This window comes from Flavobacterium sp. (genome assembly GCF_013822155.1).
Classification (GTDB): domain Bacteria; phylum Bacteroidota; class Bacteroidia; order Flavobacteriales; family Flavobacteriaceae; genus Flavobacterium.
Map to the genome: position 1 here is coordinate 50,625 of NZ_PNJW01000009.1, position 23,126 is coordinate 73,750.

The 23,126-nt window shown below is 36.1% G+C and carries 18 protein-coding genes; 14 read left to right on the forward strand and 4 right to left on the reverse strand.

Going from position 1 to position 23,126, the window contains the following annotated elements:
• The first annotated feature begins 8 nt into the window (after window positions 1–8).
• From C0512_RS04040 to C0512_RS04070, 7 genes are all read left to right on the forward strand, one after another.
• Window positions 9–1,373, forward strand: a complete 1,365-nt coding sequence (locus C0512_RS04040) for an MFS transporter (RefSeq protein ID WP_290859104.1) — start codon at window positions 9–11, stop codon at window positions 1,371–1,373.
• 29 nt (window positions 1,374–1,402) lie between these two features.
• Window positions 1,403–2,455, forward strand: coding sequence for a proline iminopeptidase-family hydrolase (locus C0512_RS04045; RefSeq protein WP_290859105.1), 1,053 nt, complete (start codon window positions 1,403–1,405; stop codon window positions 2,453–2,455).
• Between the two features lie 57 nt (window positions 2,456–2,512).
• On the forward strand, window positions 2,513–3,766 hold the full coding sequence (locus C0512_RS04050) for a DUF418 domain-containing protein (RefSeq protein WP_290859106.1): 1,254 nt from the start codon (window positions 2,513–2,515) through the stop codon (window positions 3,764–3,766).
• 32 nt (window positions 3,767–3,798) lie between these two features.
• A complete protein-coding gene (locus C0512_RS04055; RefSeq protein ID WP_290859108.1) occupies window positions 3,799–4,839 on the forward strand; it encodes a hypothetical protein in 1,041 nt (346 codons plus the stop codon).
• A gap of 1 nt (window position 4,840) precedes the next feature.
• Complete coding sequence (locus tag C0512_RS04060; protein WP_290859109.1) at window positions 4,841–6,256, forward strand: MBOAT family O-acyltransferase; 1,416 nt, start codon at window positions 4,841–4,843, stop codon at window positions 6,254–6,256.
• Between the two features lie 247 nt (window positions 6,257–6,503).
• Window positions 6,504–8,537 carry a S9 family peptidase gene (locus C0512_RS04065; protein WP_290859110.1) on the forward strand — a complete coding sequence of 678 codons (2,034 nt, stop codon included), beginning with the start codon at window positions 6,504–6,506 and terminating at the stop codon, window positions 8,535–8,537.
• A gap of 215 nt (window positions 8,538–8,752) precedes the next feature.
• Window positions 8,753–10,378, forward strand: a complete 1,626-nt coding sequence (locus tag C0512_RS04070) for a M1 family metallopeptidase (protein WP_290859111.1) — start codon at window positions 8,753–8,755, stop codon at window positions 10,376–10,378.
• A gap of 56 nt (window positions 10,379–10,434) precedes the next feature.
• Here C0512_RS04070 and C0512_RS04075 read toward each other — a convergent pair whose 3' ends face one another.
• Both C0512_RS04075 and C0512_RS04080 read right to left on the reverse strand, forming a co-directional pair.
• Window positions 10,435–11,490, reverse strand: coding sequence for an AMP-binding protein (locus C0512_RS04075; protein WP_290859112.1), 1,056 nt, complete (start codon window positions 11,488–11,490; stop codon window positions 10,435–10,437).
• Window positions 11,483–12,418 (reverse strand): CPBP family intramembrane glutamic endopeptidase, encoded by a 936-nt coding sequence (locus tag C0512_RS04080; protein WP_290859113.1) that lies wholly within the window; start codon window positions 12,416–12,418, stop codon window positions 11,483–11,485. The genes C0512_RS04075 and C0512_RS04080 overlap by 8 nt, the downstream gene beginning before the upstream one ends.
• A gap of 104 nt (window positions 12,419–12,522) precedes the next feature.
• On the opposite strand from C0512_RS04080, the gene arsC reads away from it, so the two are divergent.
• Window positions 12,523–12,867 (forward strand): arsenate reductase (glutaredoxin), encoded by a 345-nt coding sequence (gene arsC / locus C0512_RS04085; protein WP_290859114.1) that lies wholly within the window; start codon window positions 12,523–12,525, stop codon window positions 12,865–12,867.
• A gap of 92 nt (window positions 12,868–12,959) precedes the next feature.
• Window positions 12,960–15,440, forward strand: coding sequence for an outer membrane beta-barrel family protein (locus C0512_RS04090; protein WP_290859115.1), 2,481 nt, complete (start codon window positions 12,960–12,962; stop codon window positions 15,438–15,440).
• 53 nt (window positions 15,441–15,493) lie between these two features.
• Here the strand turns inward: C0512_RS04090 and C0512_RS04095 are convergent, their stop codons facing one another.
• Window positions 15,494–15,664, reverse strand: a complete 171-nt coding sequence (locus tag C0512_RS04095) for a hypothetical protein (protein WP_290859116.1) — start codon at window positions 15,662–15,664, stop codon at window positions 15,494–15,496.
• A gap of 186 nt (window positions 15,665–15,850) precedes the next feature.
• Between C0512_RS04095 and fumC the strand changes: the two genes are divergently transcribed.
• From fumC to C0512_RS04110, 3 genes are all read left to right on the forward strand, one after another.
• Window positions 15,851–17,248: a class II fumarate hydratase gene (gene fumC, locus C0512_RS04100; RefSeq protein ID WP_290859117.1), complete on the forward strand. Its 1,398-nt coding sequence runs from the start codon at window positions 15,851–15,853 to the stop codon at window positions 17,246–17,248.
• A gap of 159 nt (window positions 17,249–17,407) precedes the next feature.
• Window positions 17,408–17,839, forward strand: a complete 432-nt coding sequence (locus tag C0512_RS04105) for a lipocalin family protein (protein WP_290859118.1) — start codon at window positions 17,408–17,410, stop codon at window positions 17,837–17,839.
• Window positions 17,840–17,989: 150 nt separating this feature from the next.
• The gene (locus C0512_RS04110; protein WP_290859119.1) at window positions 17,990–18,421 is read left to right on the forward strand and encodes a lipocalin family protein; all 432 of its coding nucleotides are present in this window, start codon (window positions 17,990–17,992) and stop codon (window positions 18,419–18,421) included.
• 131 nt (window positions 18,422–18,552) lie between these two features.
• On the opposite strand, the gene C0512_RS04115 is transcribed toward C0512_RS04110, so the two are convergent.
• The gene (locus C0512_RS04115; protein ID WP_290859120.1) at window positions 18,553–20,097 is read right to left on the reverse strand and encodes a T9SS type A sorting domain-containing protein; all 1,545 of its coding nucleotides are present in this window, start codon (window positions 20,095–20,097) and stop codon (window positions 18,553–18,555) included.
• 501 nt (window positions 20,098–20,598) lie between these two features.
• Between C0512_RS04115 and C0512_RS04120 the strand changes: the two genes are divergently transcribed.
• Together C0512_RS04120 and C0512_RS04125 are read left to right on the forward strand one after the other, a co-directional pair.
• Window positions 20,599–21,033: a lipocalin family protein gene (locus C0512_RS04120; protein ID WP_290859121.1), complete on the forward strand. Its 435-nt coding sequence runs from the start codon at window positions 20,599–20,601 to the stop codon at window positions 21,031–21,033.
• Between the two features lie 755 nt (window positions 21,034–21,788).
• Window positions 21,789–22,709 (forward strand): carboxypeptidase-like regulatory domain-containing protein, encoded by a 921-nt coding sequence (locus C0512_RS04125; RefSeq protein ID WP_290859122.1) that lies wholly within the window; start codon window positions 21,789–21,791, stop codon window positions 22,707–22,709.
• Window positions 22,710–23,126 lie beyond the last annotated feature (417 nt).

The following is a 23,126-nucleotide window of genomic DNA, read 5'->3' on the forward strand; positions in this document are numbered from 1 at the left end:
ATATGCCAATGAATCAGCTTAATACCTACATAAACAAAAGCAAACTTTATTTAACCGAAAACACCGTCTTAAGGTATTTGAATTTTTCTGCATTGTATGTAGCTCAAGGAATCCCGGAAGGAATAACTTTTTTTGCCATACCGGCTTGGTTAGCCATGAATGGAAAAACGCCAATGGAAATTGGCAGTTTTGTTGCCGTAATTGGAATTCCTTGGAGTTTTAAAATCTTAATTGCTCCGATAATGGATCGTTATACCATTTTATCAATGGGTCGCAAAAGACCATGGATTATTTTAGGGCAATTGGGTTTAATTTTGAGTTTTTTAAGTTTTATTTTCATTAAAGACCCGGTGAATAATTTATCGGGATTAATGATTTGCGGATTTTTCATCAGCTTTTTTGGAGCTTTCCAAGATGTAGCCACAGATGGAATGGCGATTGATGTGGTTCCTGTTAATGAACAAGCAAGAGCCAACGGTATCATGTGGGGATCAAAAACAGTAGGAACAGCTTTGTCATTAATGATTGGAACAACTTTAATCAATACCGTTGGTTTTTCAACAGCAATTGCCTCTTTATCCATTGCAGTGGCACTGATTATATTAGTTCCCATATTCTTTAGGGAAAGACCCGGTGAAAAATTAATGCCGTGGACAAAAGGAGAAGCGTCTTCGGATTCAATAAAAAACCAATTGGATGATTGGAGTCATATTTTTAAGAATCTTATTAAGGTTGTTCCACTTTCTTCCAGTATTGTCATGGGCATTTCTGTTTTGATAATTGGATTGATGTTTGGCTTGATGGACACTATTTTACCCATCTTTACCATTCAGGAACTAGGTTGGACTAACACGACCTATTCAGAAATTTATGCTTCAAGCTCAATCATTGGTGGCTTTTTGGGACTATTTATTGGTGGAGCCCTTGTTGATTTTTTTGGAAAAAGAAGAATGGCTTCCATCTATCTCATTTTTCTAATCCTTTCTATTGGTAGCTTCGCAATATTACCTCAATTTTGGCATGAAGGCAGTTTGATTTACTTGTTTATCGTGACCTATTATGTTGGTTACACCTTTCTCAATATCGCTGTTTTTGCCATTTGCATGCAACTTTGTTGGAAAACGGTTGCTGCAACGCATTTTACTTTGTTTATGGCTTTGTGCAATATGGGTAGAGCTTGGGGTGCAGGGCTTTTGGGGCCAATGAAAGAAAAAATGGAATGGAGTCAAATGTATCTTTGTATTGCCCTTATTCCTTTAACAATGCTGATTCTCATTCAATTTATCAATTTTATCAAACACAAAAAAAGTATAGACGGATTCATTATGGAAGAAGAAAAATCAACTATTTTTACTGTAATCTCTTCAAAATAATTAATTAGAAAAATCTAAAACTAACTTGTATGAAAACGAACTTTATTTTACTTTTTATTGTAACCACACTTCTACTATCCTGTTCAGAAAAACAAAATGCATCAACGGAAAGCAAAAGCACTTCCTCCTATTTTGATTATTCCAATAGTGAAGACCAATTAACCGGTGGCATCAAAATGATTCCCATTAAAACCGCTAAAGGAACTTTTAACGTATATACTAAACGTGTGGGAAATAATCCAAAAATGCGTGTGCTTTTATTACACGGCGGTCCCGGTGGAACGCACGAAGCTTTTGCCGCCTTTGATGGTTATTTACCCAACGAAGAAATCGAATACATCTACTACGATCAATTGGATTCCTATTATAGTGACAAACCCAATGATTCAACGTTGTGGACCACCGAACGTTTTGTAGAAGAAGTAGAACAAGTTCGAATCGCTTTAAACCTCACGAAAGATAATTTCTATCTGCTCGGACATTCTTGGGGAGGAATTTTAGCTATGGAATATGCTTTAAAATATCAAGATAACCTGAAAGGCTTAATCATTTCTAACATGATGATGAGTGCTCCTGCTTATGGAAAATATGCCAACGAAGTGTTAGGTCCACAACTAAAACCTGAAATTCTAAAAGAAATTAAAGACTTAGAAGCCAAGAACGATTTTAATAATCCGAGATACAGTGAATTACTCATGAACCATTATTACACCGAACATATTTTACGCATGCCGCTTGAAAAATGGCCGGAACCCATTAACCGAATGTTCAAACATTTAAACCCTAATATTTATGTTTACATGCAGGGGCATAGTGAATTCGGCATGACCGGAAATGCCACTTTAAAAAATTGGGATGTAACTAGTCAACTCAAAACTATTAAAACACCAACCTTAGTCATCGCCGGAACTTATGATACCATGGACCCCAAACACATGGAATGGGTAGCCAATGAAGTACAAAACGGACGGTATTTACTGTGTGAAAAAGGAAGCCATTGTTCGCTTTATGATGACCAAAAAACCTATTTCACCGGTTTAATAAAATTTATAAAAGACATAAATAACGGAAGTTTTAAATAATTAGGTTAACCAATAAAACAGTCCATTTAGTAATATCCAAACCAAAAAAAACGTTACATGACACCCACTATTCCAACCCAAAACAACGAACGAGAAACTTTTATGGATGCCTTACGTGGTTTTGCCATTCTCGGTATTTTTATTGCCAATTTAGCCCATTTAAGTTTCTATAATGAAGGGGCTAAAATTGTAAGTCCATACATTGTAGAAGGTTGGGATCATTCCGTCCGGTTTTTGCATTACCTGTTTATCGAGGGGAAATTCTACTCAATTTTCAGCTTATTGTTCGGGTGGGGAATTGCACTTCAATTAAAACGTGGAGCTACAAAAGGAATTGATAGTCTATCAATTGTCAAAAGAAGACTCCTTTTTATGCTGTTATTAGGAGCATTACATTTACTGATTTGGACCGGTGATATTGTTTTCTTCTATGCCTTATTGGGCTTTATTGTTTTACCCTTACGTAAGTTTTCCAATAAAATTTTATTGATTACCGGGGTGCTACTTATCCTCTCTCCTATTTTACTGTATGGGTTAAAAATGACTTATCCCATACTCAATTATCCGGCTGAAAAGCTGTATGAAACCGGTGATCGCATCACTACTTTTTTCTTTGGTGAAATGACTCGGGAAAAATATATGAATTTAATGCACGAAGGTTCTTGGTATGACCAACTCAAAGTCAATCTAGCCGAATTTTTCTATCGCTACGGCTATTTGTTTTATGTGAGCCGGATTTCAAAAGTAGTGGGAATGTTTCTAATTGGTTTTGTTATCGGACGTTCTGATTTTTATAAAAACCTGCAACAACACAAGAAAACCGTATATACAATTATTGGCATTGGTTTAGTCGTTGGGCTTATTTTTAATTATTTTCTTGCTTCTTACATGTCATCACCAATAAGTGGAGAGTATTATAATTTAAAAGAAAGCGGTTGGTACCTCACTATTTTTTATGCATTAGGAGTTGTGCCCATGGCTTTAACGTATGTTGGATTGATGATGTTAGGTTTTCAAACCAAATTTGGAAATAGACTTTTACAAGTGGTAGCTCCCGTTGGAAAAATGGCTTTTACGAACTATTTGATGCATTCGCTCATTGGTAATTTTGTGTTTCTGGGAGCCGGATTAGACATGATGGGACAAGTGGGTCCGGTATTTTTCACGCTATTTGGTATCACTGTTTTTGTTTTTCAAATCATTTTCAGCACGCTTTGGCTCAATCATTTTCAATATGGCCCAGCCGAATGGGTTTGGCGTTCACTTACCTATAAAAAAAGACAACCCTTCTTAGTGACTTCTCAGAATTAATTCAAAACCTAACCAAAACAATAAACAACTGTATGAACCTAAAAAAATCACTTCTAATTACCATTTTGCTAAGCATTTTAGCCATTGGAGCTTGGGAAGTCTATTGGCGTTCCCAAGGTTATTTTCCGGATTTGGATGACGATAAATTCCTATGGGCAAGAACGCGAGCCAAAGTTGATAAGGCAACTTCCAATGAAGTGGTGCTCGTTGGTTCTTCAAGAGTACTCTTCGATATTCAAGTGCAACAGTGGGAAAAACAAACCGGTATAAAGCCCATTCAATTGGCAAATGCCGGTGCTAGTCCTCTTCCGGTTTTTCATGACATTGTGGAAAATTCAACTTTTAACGGTACAATAGTAGTGGGTGTTACACCCGGTTTATTTTTTTCTACTACATTTCCTCAAGCTCCGCCTTGGGAAAGAGCAGCCGCACGAGCCAAGTTTTACAAAGACAGAACCTATGCTCAACAATTAAACTATGCCCTGTCTATCCCTTTGCAAAACACATTTGCTTTCATCTCTAACGATGAAGAGGAATGGTATGATGACATCAATTTAAAAGCTTTACTAAGAACCATTCAATTACCTAAACGAACAGCAAAACCTGACATGCCACCTTTTTATCGATTTCAGGATATTGACATCGATCGAAATGTTCGCATGAAACAAAAAGTAGTTACAGATACTGCTTTTGCTAATTCGGTAAAAACCGTTTGGAAATTCTTTATGTCAGGTGATAGACCTCCTCCGGATAAAGAGGGAACAATGGCTTTCTTCCTCAAAGATCTTGAAAAATTCAAAGCTCGAGGGGGAAAAGTGATATTGGTGCGATTACCTTCTTCCGGTTTTTTTCATGATTTAGAAACGAACGGATTGCCTCGCAAAGACTTTTGGGATGTATTGGTTCAAAAAGCGAATGTCCCGGCTTATTACTATTCTGATTACAAAGAACTAAGCGGATTTAACACACCTGAATGGTCACATTTATCAGGACCTGATGCAACTGTTTTCACTGAGCGATTTGTGAATATATTACTCGAAGATAACGTAATTACAAAAACTAAAACCAACTAACATGCTATTCAATTCCTTAAGTTTCATGGTTTTTTTGGTTGTAGTAATAGCTCTTTATTATTCCAATCTATTAAGTTGGGGTAATAGAAAACGTATGCTATTATTTACCAGTTATGTGTTTTATGGATTATGGAATCCACCATTGGTAATTATTCTATGGTTATCAACAATTGTAGATTGGGTAGCCGCAAACAATCTGGCTGTAGAAGAAAACCAACGCAAACGAAATGGTTGGTTAGCCTTGAGTATGGTGGTAAACTTAGGTTTCCTGGGTTTCTTTAAATACGGTAATTTTTTATTGGAAAACTTCACTTATTTAATGAATACAATTGGCGTTGAATACCAAGCTCAACCCATGGACATCATTCTTCCGATGGGAATTTCGTTTTATACCTTTCAAACCATGTCGTATACCTTAGATGTTTATAACCGAAAAGCAAAACCGGCGAATACCTTTTTAGATTTTGCACTATACGTTACTTTCTTTCCGCAATTAGTCGCCGGACCTATTGTGAGAGCCGGTGAATTAATCGACCAATTTTATACTGAAAAAAAAGCGACAATTGACCAATTTATTTGGGGACTCTTTTTGTTCACTTTAGGACTCTTTCAAAAAGTAGTTTTGGCTGATTCCTTATTGTCTGATACCGCAGATACTGTTTTCAGTAGTAAAGAAGCCCTTAATTTTTGGGATGCATGGGCAGGAACGCTCGCCTTCTCCGGACAAATATTCTTTGACTTTGCGGGATATTCCACCTGTGCCATTGGAATCGCTATGATGTTGGGATTTATATTGCCCCATAACTTCTTATATCCTTATGGTGCGATTGGTTTTACTGATTTTTGGCGACGCTGGCACATTACACTTTCCACTTGGCTTCGGGATTATTTATACATCCCGTTAGGAGGAAATAGATTAGGAATGACCCGAATGTATGTGGCGTTAATGGTGACCATGCTTGTGGGTGGACTATGGCATGGAGCTGCATGGACCTTTGTGGTTTGGGGTGCTTTACATGGTTTTTATTTAGTCATGGAAAAACTGTTTAGACGAAAAGTTAATATCAAAACTACCCAATGGAATGGAATTTTCTTGGCCTTTTTAACCTTTACGTTAATCAATTTTACCTGGGTATTTTTCAGAGCAAGAGAATTCAGTACTGCACAAAATATGATTGAATCAATGCTTTTTCTACATCCAAACGGAATCTTAGTGTTAGAATATTTTGATTTATTGAAAGTATTTGTGCTAGTTGGACTGTTATTCCTGACGCATTTTTATATGCGACACCATACCGTAAAAATGGTTTCTGAATCGGTACCCAACTGGTTGTTTTCCTTCGTATGGGCTGTAATGATTTTTTTAATTGTGATTGCACAAGGTAGTGGCGAACAGTTTATTTATTTCCAATTTTAAAAAATGAAGTAATGAATTCACATCAATGAGACAAAATATAAAAAATAAGTCTTTAATCAATAAAAACAGAGATTACCTGATTAAATTATTTTGTCGTTTTGTAGTGGTCTTTACCTTAGTATTAATACTTATCAACGGTTTTCTTTTCTTTAAATTTTTAATTGAACTTGTTAAAAAAAAATCATTCGCAGCCAATCGAATCATATAAACCATTAAATTAGATAAAATATAAAATAAAACTAACCTTATGAAATTCAAAAATGTCCTCATTATATTCTTAGTCATTTATCTACAGCAAAATATTCATGCTCAGGAAAAAACCATTCTTGAACTAAAAGATTTATTTGACATAGAGTATATCTCCGAGCCACAAATATCACCGGATGGTTCGCAGATTGTGTTTGTCAGAAACTTCAAAGACATCATGACCGATCGTGATTATTCAAATCTTTGGATTAGCAATATAAACGGAACTCGCATCCGCCAACTAACTCATGGCAATCAACGGGACTATGCTCCTCGTTGGTCAAATGACGGCAAAATGCTTGCGTTTCTATCCAATCAGGATGATCAAAAAGTAAAACTTTACCTCTTCTACCTTGATACTCGGGAGATAGTAACATTAACAAATTCATCTTTTCCTCCAAGTGCTGTAGCATGGAGTCCTGATAATAGTCAATTAGCCTTTACTCAGTTTGTGCCGCAAACAAAAAAATCATTGCTAACTATTCCCTCCAAACCCGAAGGTGCTGAATGGAATGCTCCGCCAATTTACATTGACGAAATGAATTATAGAGCAGATGGTCCGGGATATCAGAAACCGGGTAAAACACAGTTATTTACTTTAGGCATAAATGGAGGAACGCCAAGACAACGAACATTTACGGCTAACAATCACGGAAGTCCAATTTGGGCAAAAGATGGTCAAAGCCTATTTTTCTCAGCTAATTTGCATGAAAAACATGAATTTGAACCTAAAAATTCAGAAATCTATACCTTAAATCTCAATAGTGGTGAAATCAAAGCTTTAACAACTCGCTTTGGACCGGATTCCGATTTTGCACTTTCTCCCGATGGCAAAAAAATAGCCTTTATTGGTAATGACGATACTTTCCAAGGTTATCAAGTCACCAATTTATATGTAATGAACGTGGATGGAACCGAAATTAAAAACCTCACATCAACACTTGATCGTGATGCCGAAAATCCACAATGGGAAGCAAATGGAAAAGGTATTTATTTTCAATACGATGAATTTGGTGATACAAAAGTAGGTCATGTTGCTCTTACGGGAAAAATAAGAACAGTTTTCGAGGGATTAGGCGGTTTAGACATCGGCAGACCCTACAACGCAGGCACATTCACTGTTTCTACTAACAACAGGTTTGCTTTTACTCAAGGAGGATCAGAACATCCTGCGGATTTGGCGATTTGGAACGGTGGTGAAATTAAACGTTTAACCAATGTAAATGAGGATTTATTCTCTTACCGAAAAATCGGTAAAACAGAAGAAATCTCATGGGAGTCATCTTTTGATAAAAAGCGAATGCAAGGTTGGATTGTAACTCCACCGAATTTTGACCCAACTAAAAAATATCCTTTGATTTTGGAAATTCATGGAGGGCCATTTGCTATGTACGGCCCTTCATTTACCTATGAAATCCAAGCCTATGCTGCCGCCGGATATGTAGTTCTTTATTGCAATCCTCGCGGAAGTACGGGTTATGGACAAGAATTTGGCAACTCAATACATCACGATTATCCAAATCATGATTATGATGACCTAATGTCTGGAGTTGATGCGGTAATAAGTAAAGGATACATTGACACAAACAATTTATTTGTGACAGGAGGTTCCGGAGGTGGCGTTTTAACCGCTTGGATTATCGGTAAAACAAATCGTTTCAAAGCCGCTGTTGTAGCCAAGCCTGTAATTAACTGGTACAGTTTTGTGTTGAATGCGGATATTCCCGCTTTCTTTACAAAATATTGGTTCGATAAAATGCCTTGGGAAGATGTAGAAAACTACCATAGAAGATCTCCTATTTCCTTAGTTGGAAATGTAAAAACACCCACGATGCTCCTTACCGGCGAGCAAGATTTCCGGACGCCCATCTCAGAATCTGAACAATATTATACTGCTCTGAAACTTCAGGGAGTCGAATCTGCGATGGTTCGAATTCCAAATGCCTCGCATGGATTAGTCAATCGTCCAAGTATGTTGCTTAGCAAAACATCGGCAATTTTAAGTTGGTTTAATTATTATAAAGACAAAAAATGATTTGATAACATACAAAAAAACTTCTTAAACAAGGCAAAATCATTAATTACAAAGAGAACATAAAACTCGATTTGAATAAAGATTGAGTTAGCCTCTCCCTCTATTCATAAAAAAGAGTTAATACGTAAAGTACCAATTGATTTTTAATGCTATTTTAGTAATCGATTTAAAAAAATTATTAATCAGCGAATCTGCGGCTAATTGAAAAGTAAACTATGTCTAAAATTTTTCTCATAATAATTATATTTTTTGGATTTCAACAAATCAACGCTCAGGAATTCACCCGCCGCGATTCATTACAAGGTAGTCTACGCCCGGAACGAACTTGTTTTGATGTACTTCGGTATGACTTGAATTTGACCATTGAACCGGAATATAAAACAGTCAAAGGTTACAATGACATTACCTTTAAAGTAATTGAAAAAACGCAAAAAATTCAATTGGATTTGTTTGAGAACATGGTTGTGGACAGTATCATTTTCAATGAAAAAAAACTGCCATACAAAAGAGAATTTGATGCCGTCTTCATCAATTTCCCTTCTATTTTACCCTTAAATACAGAACAAAAAGTTCGCTTTTATTACTCCGGGAATCCTTTAGTTGCCAAACGAGCCCCTTGGGATGGTGGTTTTGTATGGAAAAAAGATGCTAACGGAAATCCATTTGTTGGCGTAGCTGTTCAAGGAACCGGAGCAAGTCTTTGGTATCCCGTTAAAGACCATCAAACCGACGAACCTGATCGAGGTGCTTCCGTCAAAGTTGCAGTTCCAAATGGTTTAATGAACGTTTCTAACGGTAAATTTTTAGGCAATGAAAACCTCAATAATGGCTTTACCCGTTGGGATTGGGAAGTAAAAAATCCAATCAATAATTATAACATCGTCATCAACATTGGTGATTATGTCAACATCCATGAAAAATTAGACAATTTAGACTTAGATTATTATGTCTTAGCCGAAAATGAAGCCGTAGCTCGTAAGCATTTTGAAGAAGTTATGCCCATGATGGAATGCTTCCAACAAAAATTCGGAACCTATCCTTTTGTGAATGATGGCTACAAATTAGTTGAAACTCCTTATTTAGGTATGGAGCACCAAAGTGCTGTAGCTTATGGAAATAAGTATACAAAAGGTTATCTTGGAAGTGATATGACCGGCACCGGAATAGGGTTAGAATTTGATTACATTATTATTCACGAAACCGGTCATGAATGGTTTGGAAACAGCATCACCTCGAAAGACATTGCCGATATGTGGATTCATGAAAGTTTCACTACTTATTCGGAATGCGTGTATGTTGAATGCCAATTTGGCTACGAAAAAGCCATGGCCTACATCAATGGTCAGAAAAAATTAATTGCAAATCAAAAACCGGTCATTGGGCAATTCGGCGTAAATTATAAAACCGGCAATTCCGACATGTACTATAAAGGAGCCTTGATGCTCAATACCATTCGACACATCATCAACGATGACACAAAATGGTGGGCAATGCTGAAAAAATATGCAGAAACCTACCGCCATAAAATTATTGAAACAAAAGATGTCGTGGCTTTCTTTTCTAAAGAATCGGGTTTAAATTTATCGCCTGTATTTGACCAATACTTAAAATACAAAATGCAACCTGAATTAGAATTGAAGTTTAACGAGGAAACTATCGATTTCCGATGGAAAACAGATGTAGAAAATTTTAAAATGCCTTTTGAATATAAAATCGGTTCTAAATCAACACGATTGGAAGCTACAAATACTTGGCAATCAGCTCCAATAAAGTTAAAAAATCAAGCTGATTTCAGTTTAGAAGAAAACAAGTTTTTGTTTACTAGTAACGTCCTAAAATAATAAACCGCTGATTCCCTAAACTTAAATACTTTTTTAGGGAATCAGCGGCAATTTTATTAATACATAAATTTGCTCACCGTTTCTTTTCGAACAATTTTACCCGTAGCCGTTTCTTCAAAATGTTTCACAAAGTGAATTTCTTTAGGTTTTTCATATTTATCTAAAACTTCAAAAACACTATCCTCAATGGTTAAAGGCTCTCCTTCCACAATCAAAACTAATTTTTCTCCTAAAACGGGATCAGGTTGCCCTATCACAAAATAGCGTCTTGGGATTCGGGTGGCTAATTTTTCTTCTATTTGCTCCGGAATCAATTTGATACCACCACTGTTTACCACATTATCATAACGACCTAACCAAATAAATTCATTCTCAGAAACCATTTCAACAATATCATTGGTTTCTATAATTTCATTTGAAATGGAAGGAGCTTTAATTAATAGGCAATTGTTATCATCCTGAGAAAGCATTACATTCGGAAAAACAGTAAACGCTTCCTCACCTATTCGCTTAGCAGCAATGTGCGTAATGGTTTCAGTCATACCATACGTTTCGTAAATTTCTGATTTAACCTTCAGTAATTTTTCTTCTAATGGTTTCGTTATTTTGGCACCACCAATGATTATTTTTTTAATGTGATGCAATTTATTCAACGAATATTGAGCTTGCATTGGCACCATCGCGGCAAAATCATAATCATGGTCAATTCGCTCTAACGGATTTGAACTGGGAGCAACAAAATCAATTTCCAGCCCCAAAATAAAACCACGAATAAACATCATTTTTCCGGCTACATACTTAGCAGGCAAACAATGAAGAACTCTATCACCCGGTTGCAAATCAAAGAAATCGCCTGTCGCTAGGGCTGAACTAACCATCGCTTGCTTATCAACACGAATCAATTTAGGCGTGCCCGTAGAACCGGAGGTGTTTATTTCAAGATAACTTCTGTCATCAAACCAATCTAACAAAAAGTCGCCAACCGGTTTTTCAAAATCTTCACCTTCTTTTATAAAACTATAAGCAAAAGTGCATAAATCTTCTCTGTTTAAATGAAAACCATTCAGTTTAAACTTATTGTGCACATTGTGGTAAGTAATATCACTATTCATTTTCTTTTCCTTTTATATTAATTATTTCTTTTTCTGCTTCAAATTCATGAACGATTCCGGATAATTTTTCTTTCCAATTGGTCCATTCGTATTTTCTCCCAAAAATAAACAAAAGAATTGGGAAAATAACCAGTACCGGGAATAATACATCATAACTTGCAGAAGGTTCTGATACATCTTTAAAAATGGAATGCGTTTGAAAAGCAGTCCAATCTGCTGTTACTAAAAGGGCTCCCACAAGATTATTGGCAGCATGAAAACCTAAGGCCAATTCCATTCCCTCATCCATCAAGGTTATAATTCCTAAAAAAAATCCGGTCCCTATATAATAAACCATGATGATATAACCCAACTTTCCAACTTCCGGATTAGCAATATGCATTAATCCAAACAAGATAGACGTAATCAGTAAAGGAGCTAATTTACTTTTAGTCACCACACCAATCCCCTGCATCAAATAACCCCTAAACAAATATTCTTCAAAACTGGTCTGTAACGGAATCAGCACTATCGCAAGAATCAAAAAAACAAAAAACTTAGACGGATTAAAATTAAATACGAAATTTTCGGGAGCAGTATAATAAATCAACAAGGTTGAAATCACACAGAATAATCCCCAAATGGTAAAGGAAAACATAATTCTTTTCCAATCCACTTTTTTTCGGGAAGTCGTTAAACTTCGAATACTTTGCTGATGAACAAATTTTACCCAAAAAAGCAAGAAAAGACAAGCCACTGATAATGGGCCTATCAAAATCACAAAAGTCAAATTCACACCAAACTGATCAATAAACAGCTTTAAAGTGTCTTCCACATTCACGTCCTGAGTTGAAAAATAATTCACCACCATTAATCCTAAAAACAAAACAGGAATGGGTAAATAAAATAAAAAATTAAACCTTTTGGTGTTGATTTGTTCAATATACATAGGAATGCTTTTGTTTTCAAATATAGGACTTTTGTAAATGCACATGTTACATTTTTTTTAACAAAATTTGAATTTTGATGCTGTTACTTTGCAAAAAAATCAGAATGATTACCATTTTTCACAATCCAAGATGTGGCAAATCCAGAGAAGGCTTAGCCATCTTGGAACAATCAGGAAAACCTTTTCAAGTAATTAAATACCTTGATAAAAACCCTACTGAAGCAGAGTTAAAATCCATTATTGAAAAACTTCAACTGGCTCCAATCGATTTAGTCAGGCAAAAAGAATCCGTTTGGATAGAACAATTTAAAGGTAAAAATTTATCTGATAACGAAATCGTTCACGCCATGGTTTCAAATCCTATTTTAATGGAAAGACCAATTGTAATGAATGATTCCCAAGCAATTATTGGCAGACCTCCCCAAAAAATCATTGATTTTATTGCTTAAAACTTAGCAATCATTTAACAAATCTTTGGGATTTTTCGGATAAACCAATAAGTAATTTTGCAGTCTTAATGCAAGCACATAACCTTAAGTTCATGAAAAAATTAATTTCTCTTTTTACACTCCTTTTTATTTGCAGTACTTCACTCCTTCACAGTCAGGATAGACAAACTCCAAACAAAATAAAAGTTTCAGGAAAAGTGATTGACAAATCTACTTCACAACCCTTAGAATACGCCACCATTGTTTTTCAAAATACTAAAAAACCGGAAATGGTAACAGGCGGAATCACCAACAACAAAGGGGAATTTGACATCGAAATCAATGCCGGAATGTATGACATCAGAGTGGAATTTATTTCTTTCAAAACCGTAGAATTTAAACAACGTAATTTACAGTCAAACACTAATTTAGGAACTATCACTTTAGCCGATGATGCAACCCAATTAGACGGTGTTGAATTACGTGCCGAACGTTCAACCGTAGATATTAAACTCGACAAACGTGTGTACAATGTGGGCCAGGATATGATGGTAAAAGGCGGAACCGTGAGCGATGTCCTAGACAACGTTCCTTCCGTTTCTGTTGATGTTGACGGAACCGTGAGCTTAAGAGGGAATGAAAATGTTCGAATATTAATTGACGGCAGACCTTCCAATGCTATCAATATTAATGATGCTTTGAGGATGATTCCGGCAGATGCCATCGATAAAGTGGAAGTGGTGACTAATCCCTCCGCCCGTTATGATGCCGAAGGCGGTGGTGGAATCATCAACATCATTCTGAAAAAAGGTAAAAACCAAGGTTTAAACGGAACAATTACAGGAACAATTGGCGACCCTACCAACAGAGGCATAACCGGTAACATCAATTTTAAATCTGATAATTTCAATCTTTTCACTACGCAAGGTTTCAACTATCGTGAAAGTCCCGGGAATTCATTAACTAACACCGAATATTTTAACGAAGACGGAACTACCCGAAACTTCATCTATGAAACCCGTGATAATTCCCGAGATGGAAACAATTACAATGGTAACTTCGGTTTCGATTGGTATTTAGACAAAACGATTACTTGGACAAATACTTTTTCCTACCGTAAAAATTCGGGCGATAATCCGGAACATGTTGAATTTGATTTTTACGATGCCAATAAAGTATTTCAATACACAACAATTCGTCAATTAGAACAAACAAACGACGGTGAAAACATCGACTTCTCTTCTAATTTCGTCAAAAATTTCAAAAAAGAAGGACACAAATTAACCGTTGATGCTTCCTTTTCAGACAATGCCGACTTTGACTTTTCATTCATTGACGATGAAGAATTTGAAGACGTAAGAACTTTTAACGACCAAACATCAAAACGAACCATACTACAAACCGATTACGTTTTACCAATTGGTAAAAACGGACGCTTTGAAATTGGTTACAAAGGGGACTTTAACGAAAATTTGACTGACTTTACCCAAGAAGATTTCAACGAAAGCTCTAACACTTGGATTAAAAACGACAGCATTAGCAACATCTTTGAATACAAAGAAAAAGTAAACGCACTCTATACACAATACGGAAACAAACTAAATAAATTCTCCTATTTCTTCGGTTTGCGTTGGGAAGATTCTAACATTGACGTGAATCAATTCATCACAAACGATTTTACCAATAAACGCTATAATAACTTTTTTCCCAGTGCCGTTTTCTCTTACGAATTAACCGAAAGCACAAACACTTCATTAAGTTACAGCAGAAGAATTCAACGTCCAAGAGGTCGTTTCCTTAATCCTTTTCCAAACTATTCCAGTAACATCAACATCTTTCAGGGAAATCCTGATTTAGACCCGGCCATGACCCATGCCATTGATTTAGTATATCTTCAAAAATGGAAAAAATTAACCTTGAGTAGTTCAGCTTACTATAACTATACCGAAGATTCATTCCAATTCATTCGAAAAGAATCCGGTGCTTTTGTAGAAACCGAAGTTAGCGGTGAAACCGTTTTAACGCCAATCATCCTTACAACCCCGGTTAACTTAGCCATCCAATACCGCTTCGGATTTGAATTTAACTTGAATTACACCCCATTCAAATGGTGGAGATTAAACGGTAACTTCAACTTTTTCAGAAATGAAACCGATGGAGAATACATTTACACAAACTATTTAGGAAACCAAGTCGTTCAAAACTTAGATAATATTGCCATAAGCTGGACAACCAGAATCACTTCAAAAATAACCTTGCCCTACAAAATTGATTGGCAAACCAATGCTACCTATAACGCTCCGCAAACAACGGCTCAAGGAAAGTATCTAGGAGTTATTAGTGCAAACCTTGCTTTCAGTAAAGATATATTAAAAGACAAAGGAACCATTGCCTTAAACGTGAGCGACCTTTTCAATTCCAGAAAAAGAATCTCCGAAACTAATCTTCCGAGTTCGTTTGCCTACAGTGAAATGCAATGGAGAGAAAGACAAATCAACCTTTCCTTCACCTACCGTTTCAACAAACAGAAAAACGAGAAAGAAAGACAACAAAAAAGAGAAGGTGGTGATGAAGAATTCATGGGCAAACCATAAAAACAAAAAGGGACGCAATAGCGTCCCTTTTTGTTACAAAACATTTTAATATATTAAGATGCTTGTTCCTGATCTCTTTTTGCTTTTTTCTCTTTGATTAATTCCATAATAGCTCCGCCCAACCAATAGTGAACAAAACCTACCAAAAATATCATCAACCAAAAACCGATTGTTAAAACGGTAAGGAAGAGAATGAAGCCTAAATACTGTTGAAAATCAAACATTTTTCGGAATTTTTCTGATTCAGTGACAAATATAAATCAACATTATCATTTTATCAACATAAACCTAAAAAAATTTTAAAATAGAAATGTTAATAACTAAATTTGCATGACTATTTTTTCAATAGCTTTCACTGCAATACAAACCAATAATACACTGTATCATTCACAATTAATAAAAACACAACAATGAACTACCGCATCGAAAAAGACACCATGGGTGAAGTAAAAGTTCCTGCCGATAAATATTGGGGAGCTCAAACAGAACGTTCCAGAAACAACTTTAAAATCGGACCTTCTGCCTCTATGCCTAAAGAAATTATAGAAGGTTTTGCTTACCTCAAAAAAGCAGCCGCTTTTGCTAACCATGAACTAGGCGTGCTTCCAATCGAAAAACGCGATGCCATTGCTCAAGTTTGCGAAGAAATCCTTGCCGGAAAATTAGACGATCAATTCCCTTTAGTCATTTGGCAAACCGGTTCCGGTACGCAAAGCAACATGAACGTCAACGAAGTGGTTGCTAATCGGGCTCAAGTTTTAGCCGGATTTAAAATTGGCGAAGGCGAACCCGTTGTAAAAGCAAATGATGACGTCAATAAATCACAATCCTCAAACGATACTTTCCCAACCGGAATGCACATCGCTTGCTACAAAGCCGTGATGGAAAAAACAATTCCCGGCGTAACCTTGCTTCGCAACACCCTAAAAGCAAAATCGGAACAATACATGAACGTCGTGAAAATCGGTCGTACCCATTTAATGGATGCCACTCCCCTCACCTTAGGGCAGGAATTTTCCGGTTACGTATCACAATTAGACCACGGATTAAGAGCTTTAAACAACACCCTAGCCCATCTATCCGAATTAGCATTAGGCGGAACTGCCGTTGGAACCGGATTAAACACCCCTCCGAGATATGATGTAAAAGTAGCCGAGTACATTGCTAAATTCACCGGACTGCCTTTCATCACCGCCGAAAACAAATTTGAAGCCTTAGCCTCACACGATGCCATTGTAGAAACACACGGAGCATTAAAAATGCTTGCTGTTTCTTTAAATAAAATCTCCAACGACATCCGTATGATGGCCTCAGGTCCTCGTTCCGGAATTGGCGAAATCCTTATTCCCGAAAATGAACCGGGTTCTTCCATCATGCCCGGAAAAGTAAACCCAACCCAATGCGAAGCCTTAACCATGGTTTGTGCTCAAGTAATGGGTAACGACGTAACCATCACCGTAGGCGGAACACAAGGCCACTATGAACTGAATGTTTTCAAACCCGTTATGGCGGCAAACTTCCTGCAATCAGCCATCTTGTTAGGCGATGCCTGTGTATCTTTCGAAGAACATTGTGCCAGTGGCATCGAACCAAACTACACCCGTATCAAAGAATTGGTAGACAATTCCTTGATGCTTGTCACCGCATTAAACACCAAAATTGGTTACTATAAATCCGCAGAAATAGCTCAAACCGCTCACAAAAACGGAACAACTCTTAAAGACGAAGCCGTTCGATTAGGTTATGTAACACCGGAAGATTTTGATGCATGGGTAAAACCGGAAGACATGGTGGGTAGCCTAAAATAAGCATAAAAACAAATTAGAATAAATCAAAAACGCTTCCTAACCGAAGCGTTTTTTTTTAACTTTCAAACAAGCATCTTCATAGTTCAACACTTCTTAAAAAAAAACTTTTTTTCTAAGAATATTTGTATATTTTTGCACCGAACTTAAAAACATCAAAAAATGAAAAAATTATTATTATTACTTTCTTTCGTAGCGGTTTCGCTTACTTCTTGTTCTAACGATGACGATTCTTCATCTACAGTAGCAGTTAACGAAACTAACTTAATGAAAAAATGGTACTACGTAAGTTACGAAGTGGCCGGACAAACTATTCCTTATGACAATTTAGCGTGTGCAAGAGATTACACAGAATTCAAAGCGAATGGTGTATTAGAAGAGTATACTGTTTATAGCTGTGACCCAATTGATGCAGATACTGATGCTGGTACTTGGTCATTAAGTGGAAACACTATTTCAGGAACTATCTTCGGAGAAACTGTAACAGGAACTGTATCTAGCTTAACAGCTACTACATTACAAATCACTGACACGTTTGATTTCGACGAAGACGGAACTGACGATACAGTAAAAGTAAATTACTCTACTAACTAAGATAAGTAGTAAATCAATACCTAAAACGCTTCCTAACCGAAGCGTTTTTTTTTATCCCCAAACCTCTCAGCAACTCAGCCTCTCAGAAAAAAAATCTTTACTAAAAGAAAAATTTGTATATTTTTGCACCGAACTTAAAAACATCAAAAAATGAAAAAATTATTATTATTACTTTCTTTCGTAGCGGTTTCGCTTACTTCTTGTTCTAACGATGACGATTCTTCTTCATCAGTAGCAGTTAACGAAACTAACTTAATGAAAAAATGGTACTACGTAAGTTACGAAGTAGCCGGACAGACTATTCCTTACGACAATTTAGAGTGTGGAAGAGATTACATACAATTCAAAGCGAATGATGTAGTAGAAGACTATTATGTTAATAGCTGTGACCCATTAGATGCTGATACTGACTTAGGTACTTGGTCATTAAGTGGAAATACTGTTTCAGCTACTTTCTTTGGAACAACTGTAACAGGAACTGTATCTAGCTTAACAGCTACTACATTACAAATCACTGACACGTTTGATTTCGACGATGACGGAACTGACGAAACAGTAAAAATTAATTACTCTACTAACTAAGATAAGTAGTAAATCAATACCTAAAAACGCTTCCTAACCGAAGCGTTTTTTTATACCGAAACCTCCACTTGTTTAATCATGAAGAGCTCTTTTTTAAGTGACGAAAATATCCTAAAAATCAAAATCAATTTTTACAACTTAACTAATTTAAAAGTCTTGCCATTTTCTAATTTCAGAAAATAAGTTCCGGAAGCTAATTCCACTATGGAAATAGGTGATGTATTTAATTCAACCTCTTTTATTTTTTTTCCTAAAATAGTATAAATTGCTGCTTTAGAATTGGTTTTAGCCTCTTGAATATAAAAATAATCCCGAGTAGGATTCGGATAAACAAGAGTTGTTGGTTCAAAAAATGAGGTAGTATTCAAGTTCGAATAATCAATTTTTGCAAGAACGGGGTAAAATTTATATTGGTTTTCTTCCACATGCTGAATGTCGTCAAAATTCGAAGTGCCGCGAACAATTCCCGACAAAAATATATCCCCCGAATCATTCGTAGTAACGCCATCAAATCGATCTGTGTCCGCTCCGCCGGCAGTTTTAGCCATCAAAATAGTTCCGTTAGAATCATATTTCAATACCATTGCATCTTGATAAATGGTAGAGGTTGTAATGATATTGTTGCCCCAATTCACAGTGCCGGAGGTGCTACCGGCTAAATATATATTTCCTGAAACATCTAACGACAGAAAATTTCTTTCCCCTATAAACGCTCTTCCTCCATCGGGCACTTCTTTAACCCATTGAAAAAAACCTGCCGAATTTAGTTTGGCCAGAAAAAAATCATACCCATTGCCGGTTGGACCTTCTGCCGTAATAGAATCAAAAGTATAGGGTCCATGAAGAGTAGAAGAAAAATAGACTTCCTCTTGACTTTTTGCAATAACTTGTGGTTGTGAACAGGTTATGTCTTCAACATATTTCACCCATTGAAAAACTCCTGTTGGTGAATATTTAGCAACATAAGTACTATAGGAAAACGGAGCAGGAACAGTTACGTTTGCATATTTTGAATTTGAATTGGCACATGCCCCAGCAGTGTAAATATACCCTTCATCATCAACACTGACGGATGAAACGATATTCACATATTGTTGTTCAATTGTGAGCAGCACATTACCGTTTGTATCTAATTTCTTCACATAAGAATAATAGTAATTATCATAACAGATATAAATCGCATCAGCATTATCAATGGCGATTGATTTAAAATAATCCATGGACGAATCAAAACTAGTAATATCAATGTGCCAAACAAGTGTGCCGTTCGCATCAAATTTTAACAAGACCGGTTGCACTCCTTGATTGGAGGTAGACAGGGTTGTTTCGTCAATAGTGATAGATTGAATATAAGAAACAGCAAGGTAAGTATTTCCTGATGAATCACTTTGAATAGCATAAACTTGTCCTTTTCCGGTAAACGTTTTAGAAAACAATAATTCACCGGAAACTGAATATTTATTATAAAATAAATCACCAAAAATATCAGTATAATTATAAGAATTATTTGAAAAACCGGTCACATAAATGTTTCCGAAGGCATCACAAGTCGTCGTATAACCAATTAAAGACGGCGAAGAATTAAAATTAATCGGAGGTGTTTGAATCCATTCAAAAGACTGTGCAGAACTGACTAAGCTACACATAAACAACAGTAAAAACAGATTTTTTTTCATATAACTATCCTTTAAACAATTGGTTAAAGTAATAACTATATTTAAAAGTTTTGTTTTTTCTGATAATTATTTTTAACAGTCTAATAAAAAAACTTCAAAAAAATAACCAATAAACTCTCATTCGAAGAAAAGACTCATGATAAAAATAACATCTTTCATCTAAAACCACTTAACATGCTTTTGCAACATTAGTGATGTGACCGTTGGCTTTCTTTAAGCGGTATATTTGTTTGCACTAATTACTGTTTCTTTTTTACTAACTCTACTATTTTGCTGTACAATAAGTTTTCATTAATAAGTTTTGAAATATAATCACCCACAAACAAAAACCTGCTTCTCAAAATCATCCTCAAACCCTTCCCAACCGAAGCGTTTTTTTTTATCCCCAAACCACTCAGCAACTCAGCTTCTCAGCAACTCAAAAAAAACCGAAAAAACCTTTTCAATCTCACAAATCTTTCGTAATTTTAAGTGTGAAATAAACCCATAAATTAACAAATCATGAAAAAAATAATCACATTATTCGTTCTCGTAGCAATGTCATTATCATTTTCTTATTGTTCAGATGATGATAATGATTCTACAGCCGTTACCGAAGCCGGTATAGCCAAAAAATGGTATTATGTAAGTTATGAAGTAAACGGACAAACCATTCCTTATGAAAATTCAGATTGTGCAAGAGATTACATCAAATTCATATCCGGAGGAACTTTCGAAGAATACCTTGTCATGAGTTGTGACCCATTAGTTGCCGAAACCGTGAATGGCACTTGGTCATTAAGTGGAAACATCATTACCCTTACTTTTGAAGGTGATGACGCTACTTCAGCAACCATTTCTTCCTTAACCGAAACAACCATGCAAGCCACAGACCAATGGGACTTTGATGACAATGGCACCGAAGAAACCGTTAAAATCAACTTCTCCACCCAATAACCCTTAATCAAAAAACATAAAAAAAAACGCTTCCCAACCGAAGCGTTTTTTTTATCACTAAACCCCATCATCCCCACAAACCTCCCAATTTAACATCAGAACGTTTCCATTTCGCACCAGAACGTATTCATTTCAAACCAAAACGTATTCATTTCAAACTAAAACGTTTCCCTTTCGGATAATAACGTTTCTATTTCGCACCGGAGCGTTTCAATTTCGGACTAGAGCGTTTACATTTCGGTCTGGAGTGTGCTAATTTCTTTCAAGACATTCCCCTTCGCAAACAAAACAATACCCTTTGAACGTCCAAACGTTTCCTTTCATGTAAAAAACGAAACAATCAAAAATGTCATGCTGAGCCTGTCGAAGCAAAAAGAACTAAAAAAAATAATAAACGTAATCAATCCGTAAAAATCCAATTATCGCGAAGCGATATCCATAAAAAATCCGCGTAAATCCGTCTAATCCATTTAATCCGTGTTCAATCCTTCAAACCAAAAGAATCAAAAAATCAAAAAATCAAAAAAATCATCCCAACCCTCCCCAAGCAAAAAACAACACTTAAACGATAAAATCATACACTTAATCGATTTTATTGTAAGCATTTTACAGCAAATCTTACAAAAAACCCGCTTTTTGACCAGTTTTTTACCCTTTTTCTTGGCTGTAAGAAAAAAATGTCTTTAGATTTGTAATACACTAAGGATTAAACCACTGTAAAATAAATAGGGTAAAAACTTAAAAAAATAAAATTTATGAATGCAAAACAAGAAGACAAATTGTCAATGGAAATTGTAGTAGTAGATTTACTAAACAACACTGCTCCCGAAATCATGGCACAAATGCCACAAATCAATACCCTAAAAACAAACTTTAGCGATAACGTAGCCAAAATAAGAACATACCAAAACGGGCAATCCCTCAACAGAACGGGAAACCGAATGTCAAAAGACCAACTGCGAGAACAAATGACCCAAAAAGGATTTGAAATCGCTGCCCGAATCTGTGCATACGCCATCTCCATAGACAACGAAGTCCTTGAAATGGAAGTAACCTATGCCTATTCCGACATGAAAAAACTCCGTGACACCAGCATAGCCGACGCCTGCCTTAACATCCACGACATTGCCATTGCCAATCTCGCAAACCTCCTTGAATACGGTGTAACAAACGCCACAATTTCAGATTTAAAAGACAGCATCATCCTCTACAATGCCATGCTACCAAAAACCAGAGCAGCAATCATAACCCGAACAACCTGCACCGACAGAATAAAAGAACTATTCAAAGAAAACGACAAACTGCTCTACCGCATCGATAAATTAGTAACCATGCTAAAATTCAAAGAAGCAACCTTCCATGAAGCCTACTTCAAATCAAGAAAAATAATCGAAACAGGTCACCGAAAACTCCCCCTAAGAGGAAAAATAACCGACGAGCTCGGACAACCAATCGAACAAGTCACCATCACCATTGAAACACCAATAAACAAAACCACAAAATCAACGGAAATAGGCAATTACCAATTCAAAAAAATCCCCGGAGGCGTCTTCCCCGTAACCTTCAAACGCGACGGATACATCACCGAAAGAGTCTTTCTAGTCTTCACCCCAAACGCAAGACTCGATTTCAACATCACCCTCAAACGCTCAGACCAACAACAAAACTCAGCTTAAAACCCACAAAGAGCTTATTCTATTAACCCTCGAAGGGTTCCAAACCCTTCGAGGGTTATAATTGTTTGAAGTTGTTTAGAATTTCTACATCGGCGGCTATTAATAAGAATAAAAATAATATATATTCGCAGAGTGATTAAGTTCGCGGTTTTCCAAGAACGTCCACCACAAAAAAAGCAATCATTTATGATTGCTTTTTACTTTTATAATGTTTTTAGTATATGTAGTTGCTGGCAGTTATTAAAACATCCATTAAAATCCGTTTAATCCTTCAAACCAAAGGAATCAAGAAACTAAAAGAACTAAAAAAATTAATAAACCGAATAAAACCGTGAAAATCCCCTTATCGCGAAGCGATATCCTTAAAAAATCCTTTTAATCCCTTTAATCCATCTAATCCGTGTTCAATCCTTCAAA

Bases quoted from the DNA above. Each gene is read 5' to 3' on its own strand.
- C0512_RS04050 (WP_290859106.1), top strand. From the start codon at position 2,513: ATGACACCCACTATTCCAACCCAAAACAACGAACGAGAAACTTTTATG.
- C0512_RS04060 (WP_290859109.1), top strand. From the start codon at position 4,841: ATGCTATTCAATTCCTTAAGTTTCATGGTTTTTTTGGTTGTAGTAATA.
- fumC (WP_290859117.1), top strand. From the start codon at position 15,851: ATGAACTACCGCATCGAAAAAGACACCATGGGTGAAGTAAAAGTTCCT.
- C0512_RS04065 (WP_290859110.1), top strand. From the start codon at position 6,504: ATGAAATTCAAAAATGTCCTCATTATATTCTTAGTCATTTATCTACAG.
- arsC (WP_290859114.1), top strand. From the start codon at position 12,523: ATGATTACCATTTTTCACAATCCAAGATGTGGCAAATCCAGAGAAGGC.
- C0512_RS04070 (WP_290859111.1), top strand. From the start codon at position 8,753: ATGTCTAAAATTTTTCTCATAATAATTATATTTTTTGGATTTCAACAA.
- C0512_RS04075 (WP_290859112.1), bottom strand. From the start codon at position 11,490: ATGAATAGTGATATTACTTACCACAATGTGCACAATAAGTTTAAACTG.
- C0512_RS04055 (WP_290859108.1), top strand. From the start codon at position 3,799: ATGAACCTAAAAAAATCACTTCTAATTACCATTTTGCTAAGCATTTTA.
- C0512_RS04125 (WP_290859122.1), top strand. From the start codon at position 21,789: ATGAATGCAAAACAAGAAGACAAATTGTCAATGGAAATTGTAGTAGTA.
- C0512_RS04110 (WP_290859119.1), top strand. From the start codon at position 17,990: ATGAAAAAATTATTATTATTACTTTCTTTCGTAGCGGTTTCGCTTACT.
- C0512_RS04040 (WP_290859104.1), top strand. From the start codon at position 9: ATGAATCAGCTTAATACCTACATAAACAAAAGCAAACTTTATTTAACC.
- C0512_RS04080 (WP_290859113.1), bottom strand. From the start codon at position 12,418: ATGTATATTGAACAAATCAACACCAAAAGGTTTAATTTTTTATTTTAT.
- C0512_RS04115 (WP_290859120.1), bottom strand. From the start codon at position 20,097: ATGAAAAAAAATCTGTTTTTACTGTTGTTTATGTGTAGCTTAGTCAGT.
- C0512_RS04120 (WP_290859121.1), top strand. From the start codon at position 20,599: ATGAAAAAAATAATCACATTATTCGTTCTCGTAGCAATGTCATTATCA.
- C0512_RS04045 (WP_290859105.1), top strand. From the start codon at position 1,403: ATGAAAACGAACTTTATTTTACTTTTTATTGTAACCACACTTCTACTA.
- C0512_RS04090 (WP_290859115.1), top strand. From the start codon at position 12,960: ATGAAAAAATTAATTTCTCTTTTTACACTCCTTTTTATTTGCAGTACT.
- C0512_RS04095 (WP_290859116.1), bottom strand. From the start codon at position 15,664: ATGTTTGATTTTCAACAGTATTTAGGCTTCATTCTCTTCCTTACCGTT.
- C0512_RS04105 (WP_290859118.1), top strand. From the start codon at position 17,408: ATGAAAAAATTATTATTATTACTTTCTTTCGTAGCGGTTTCGCTTACT.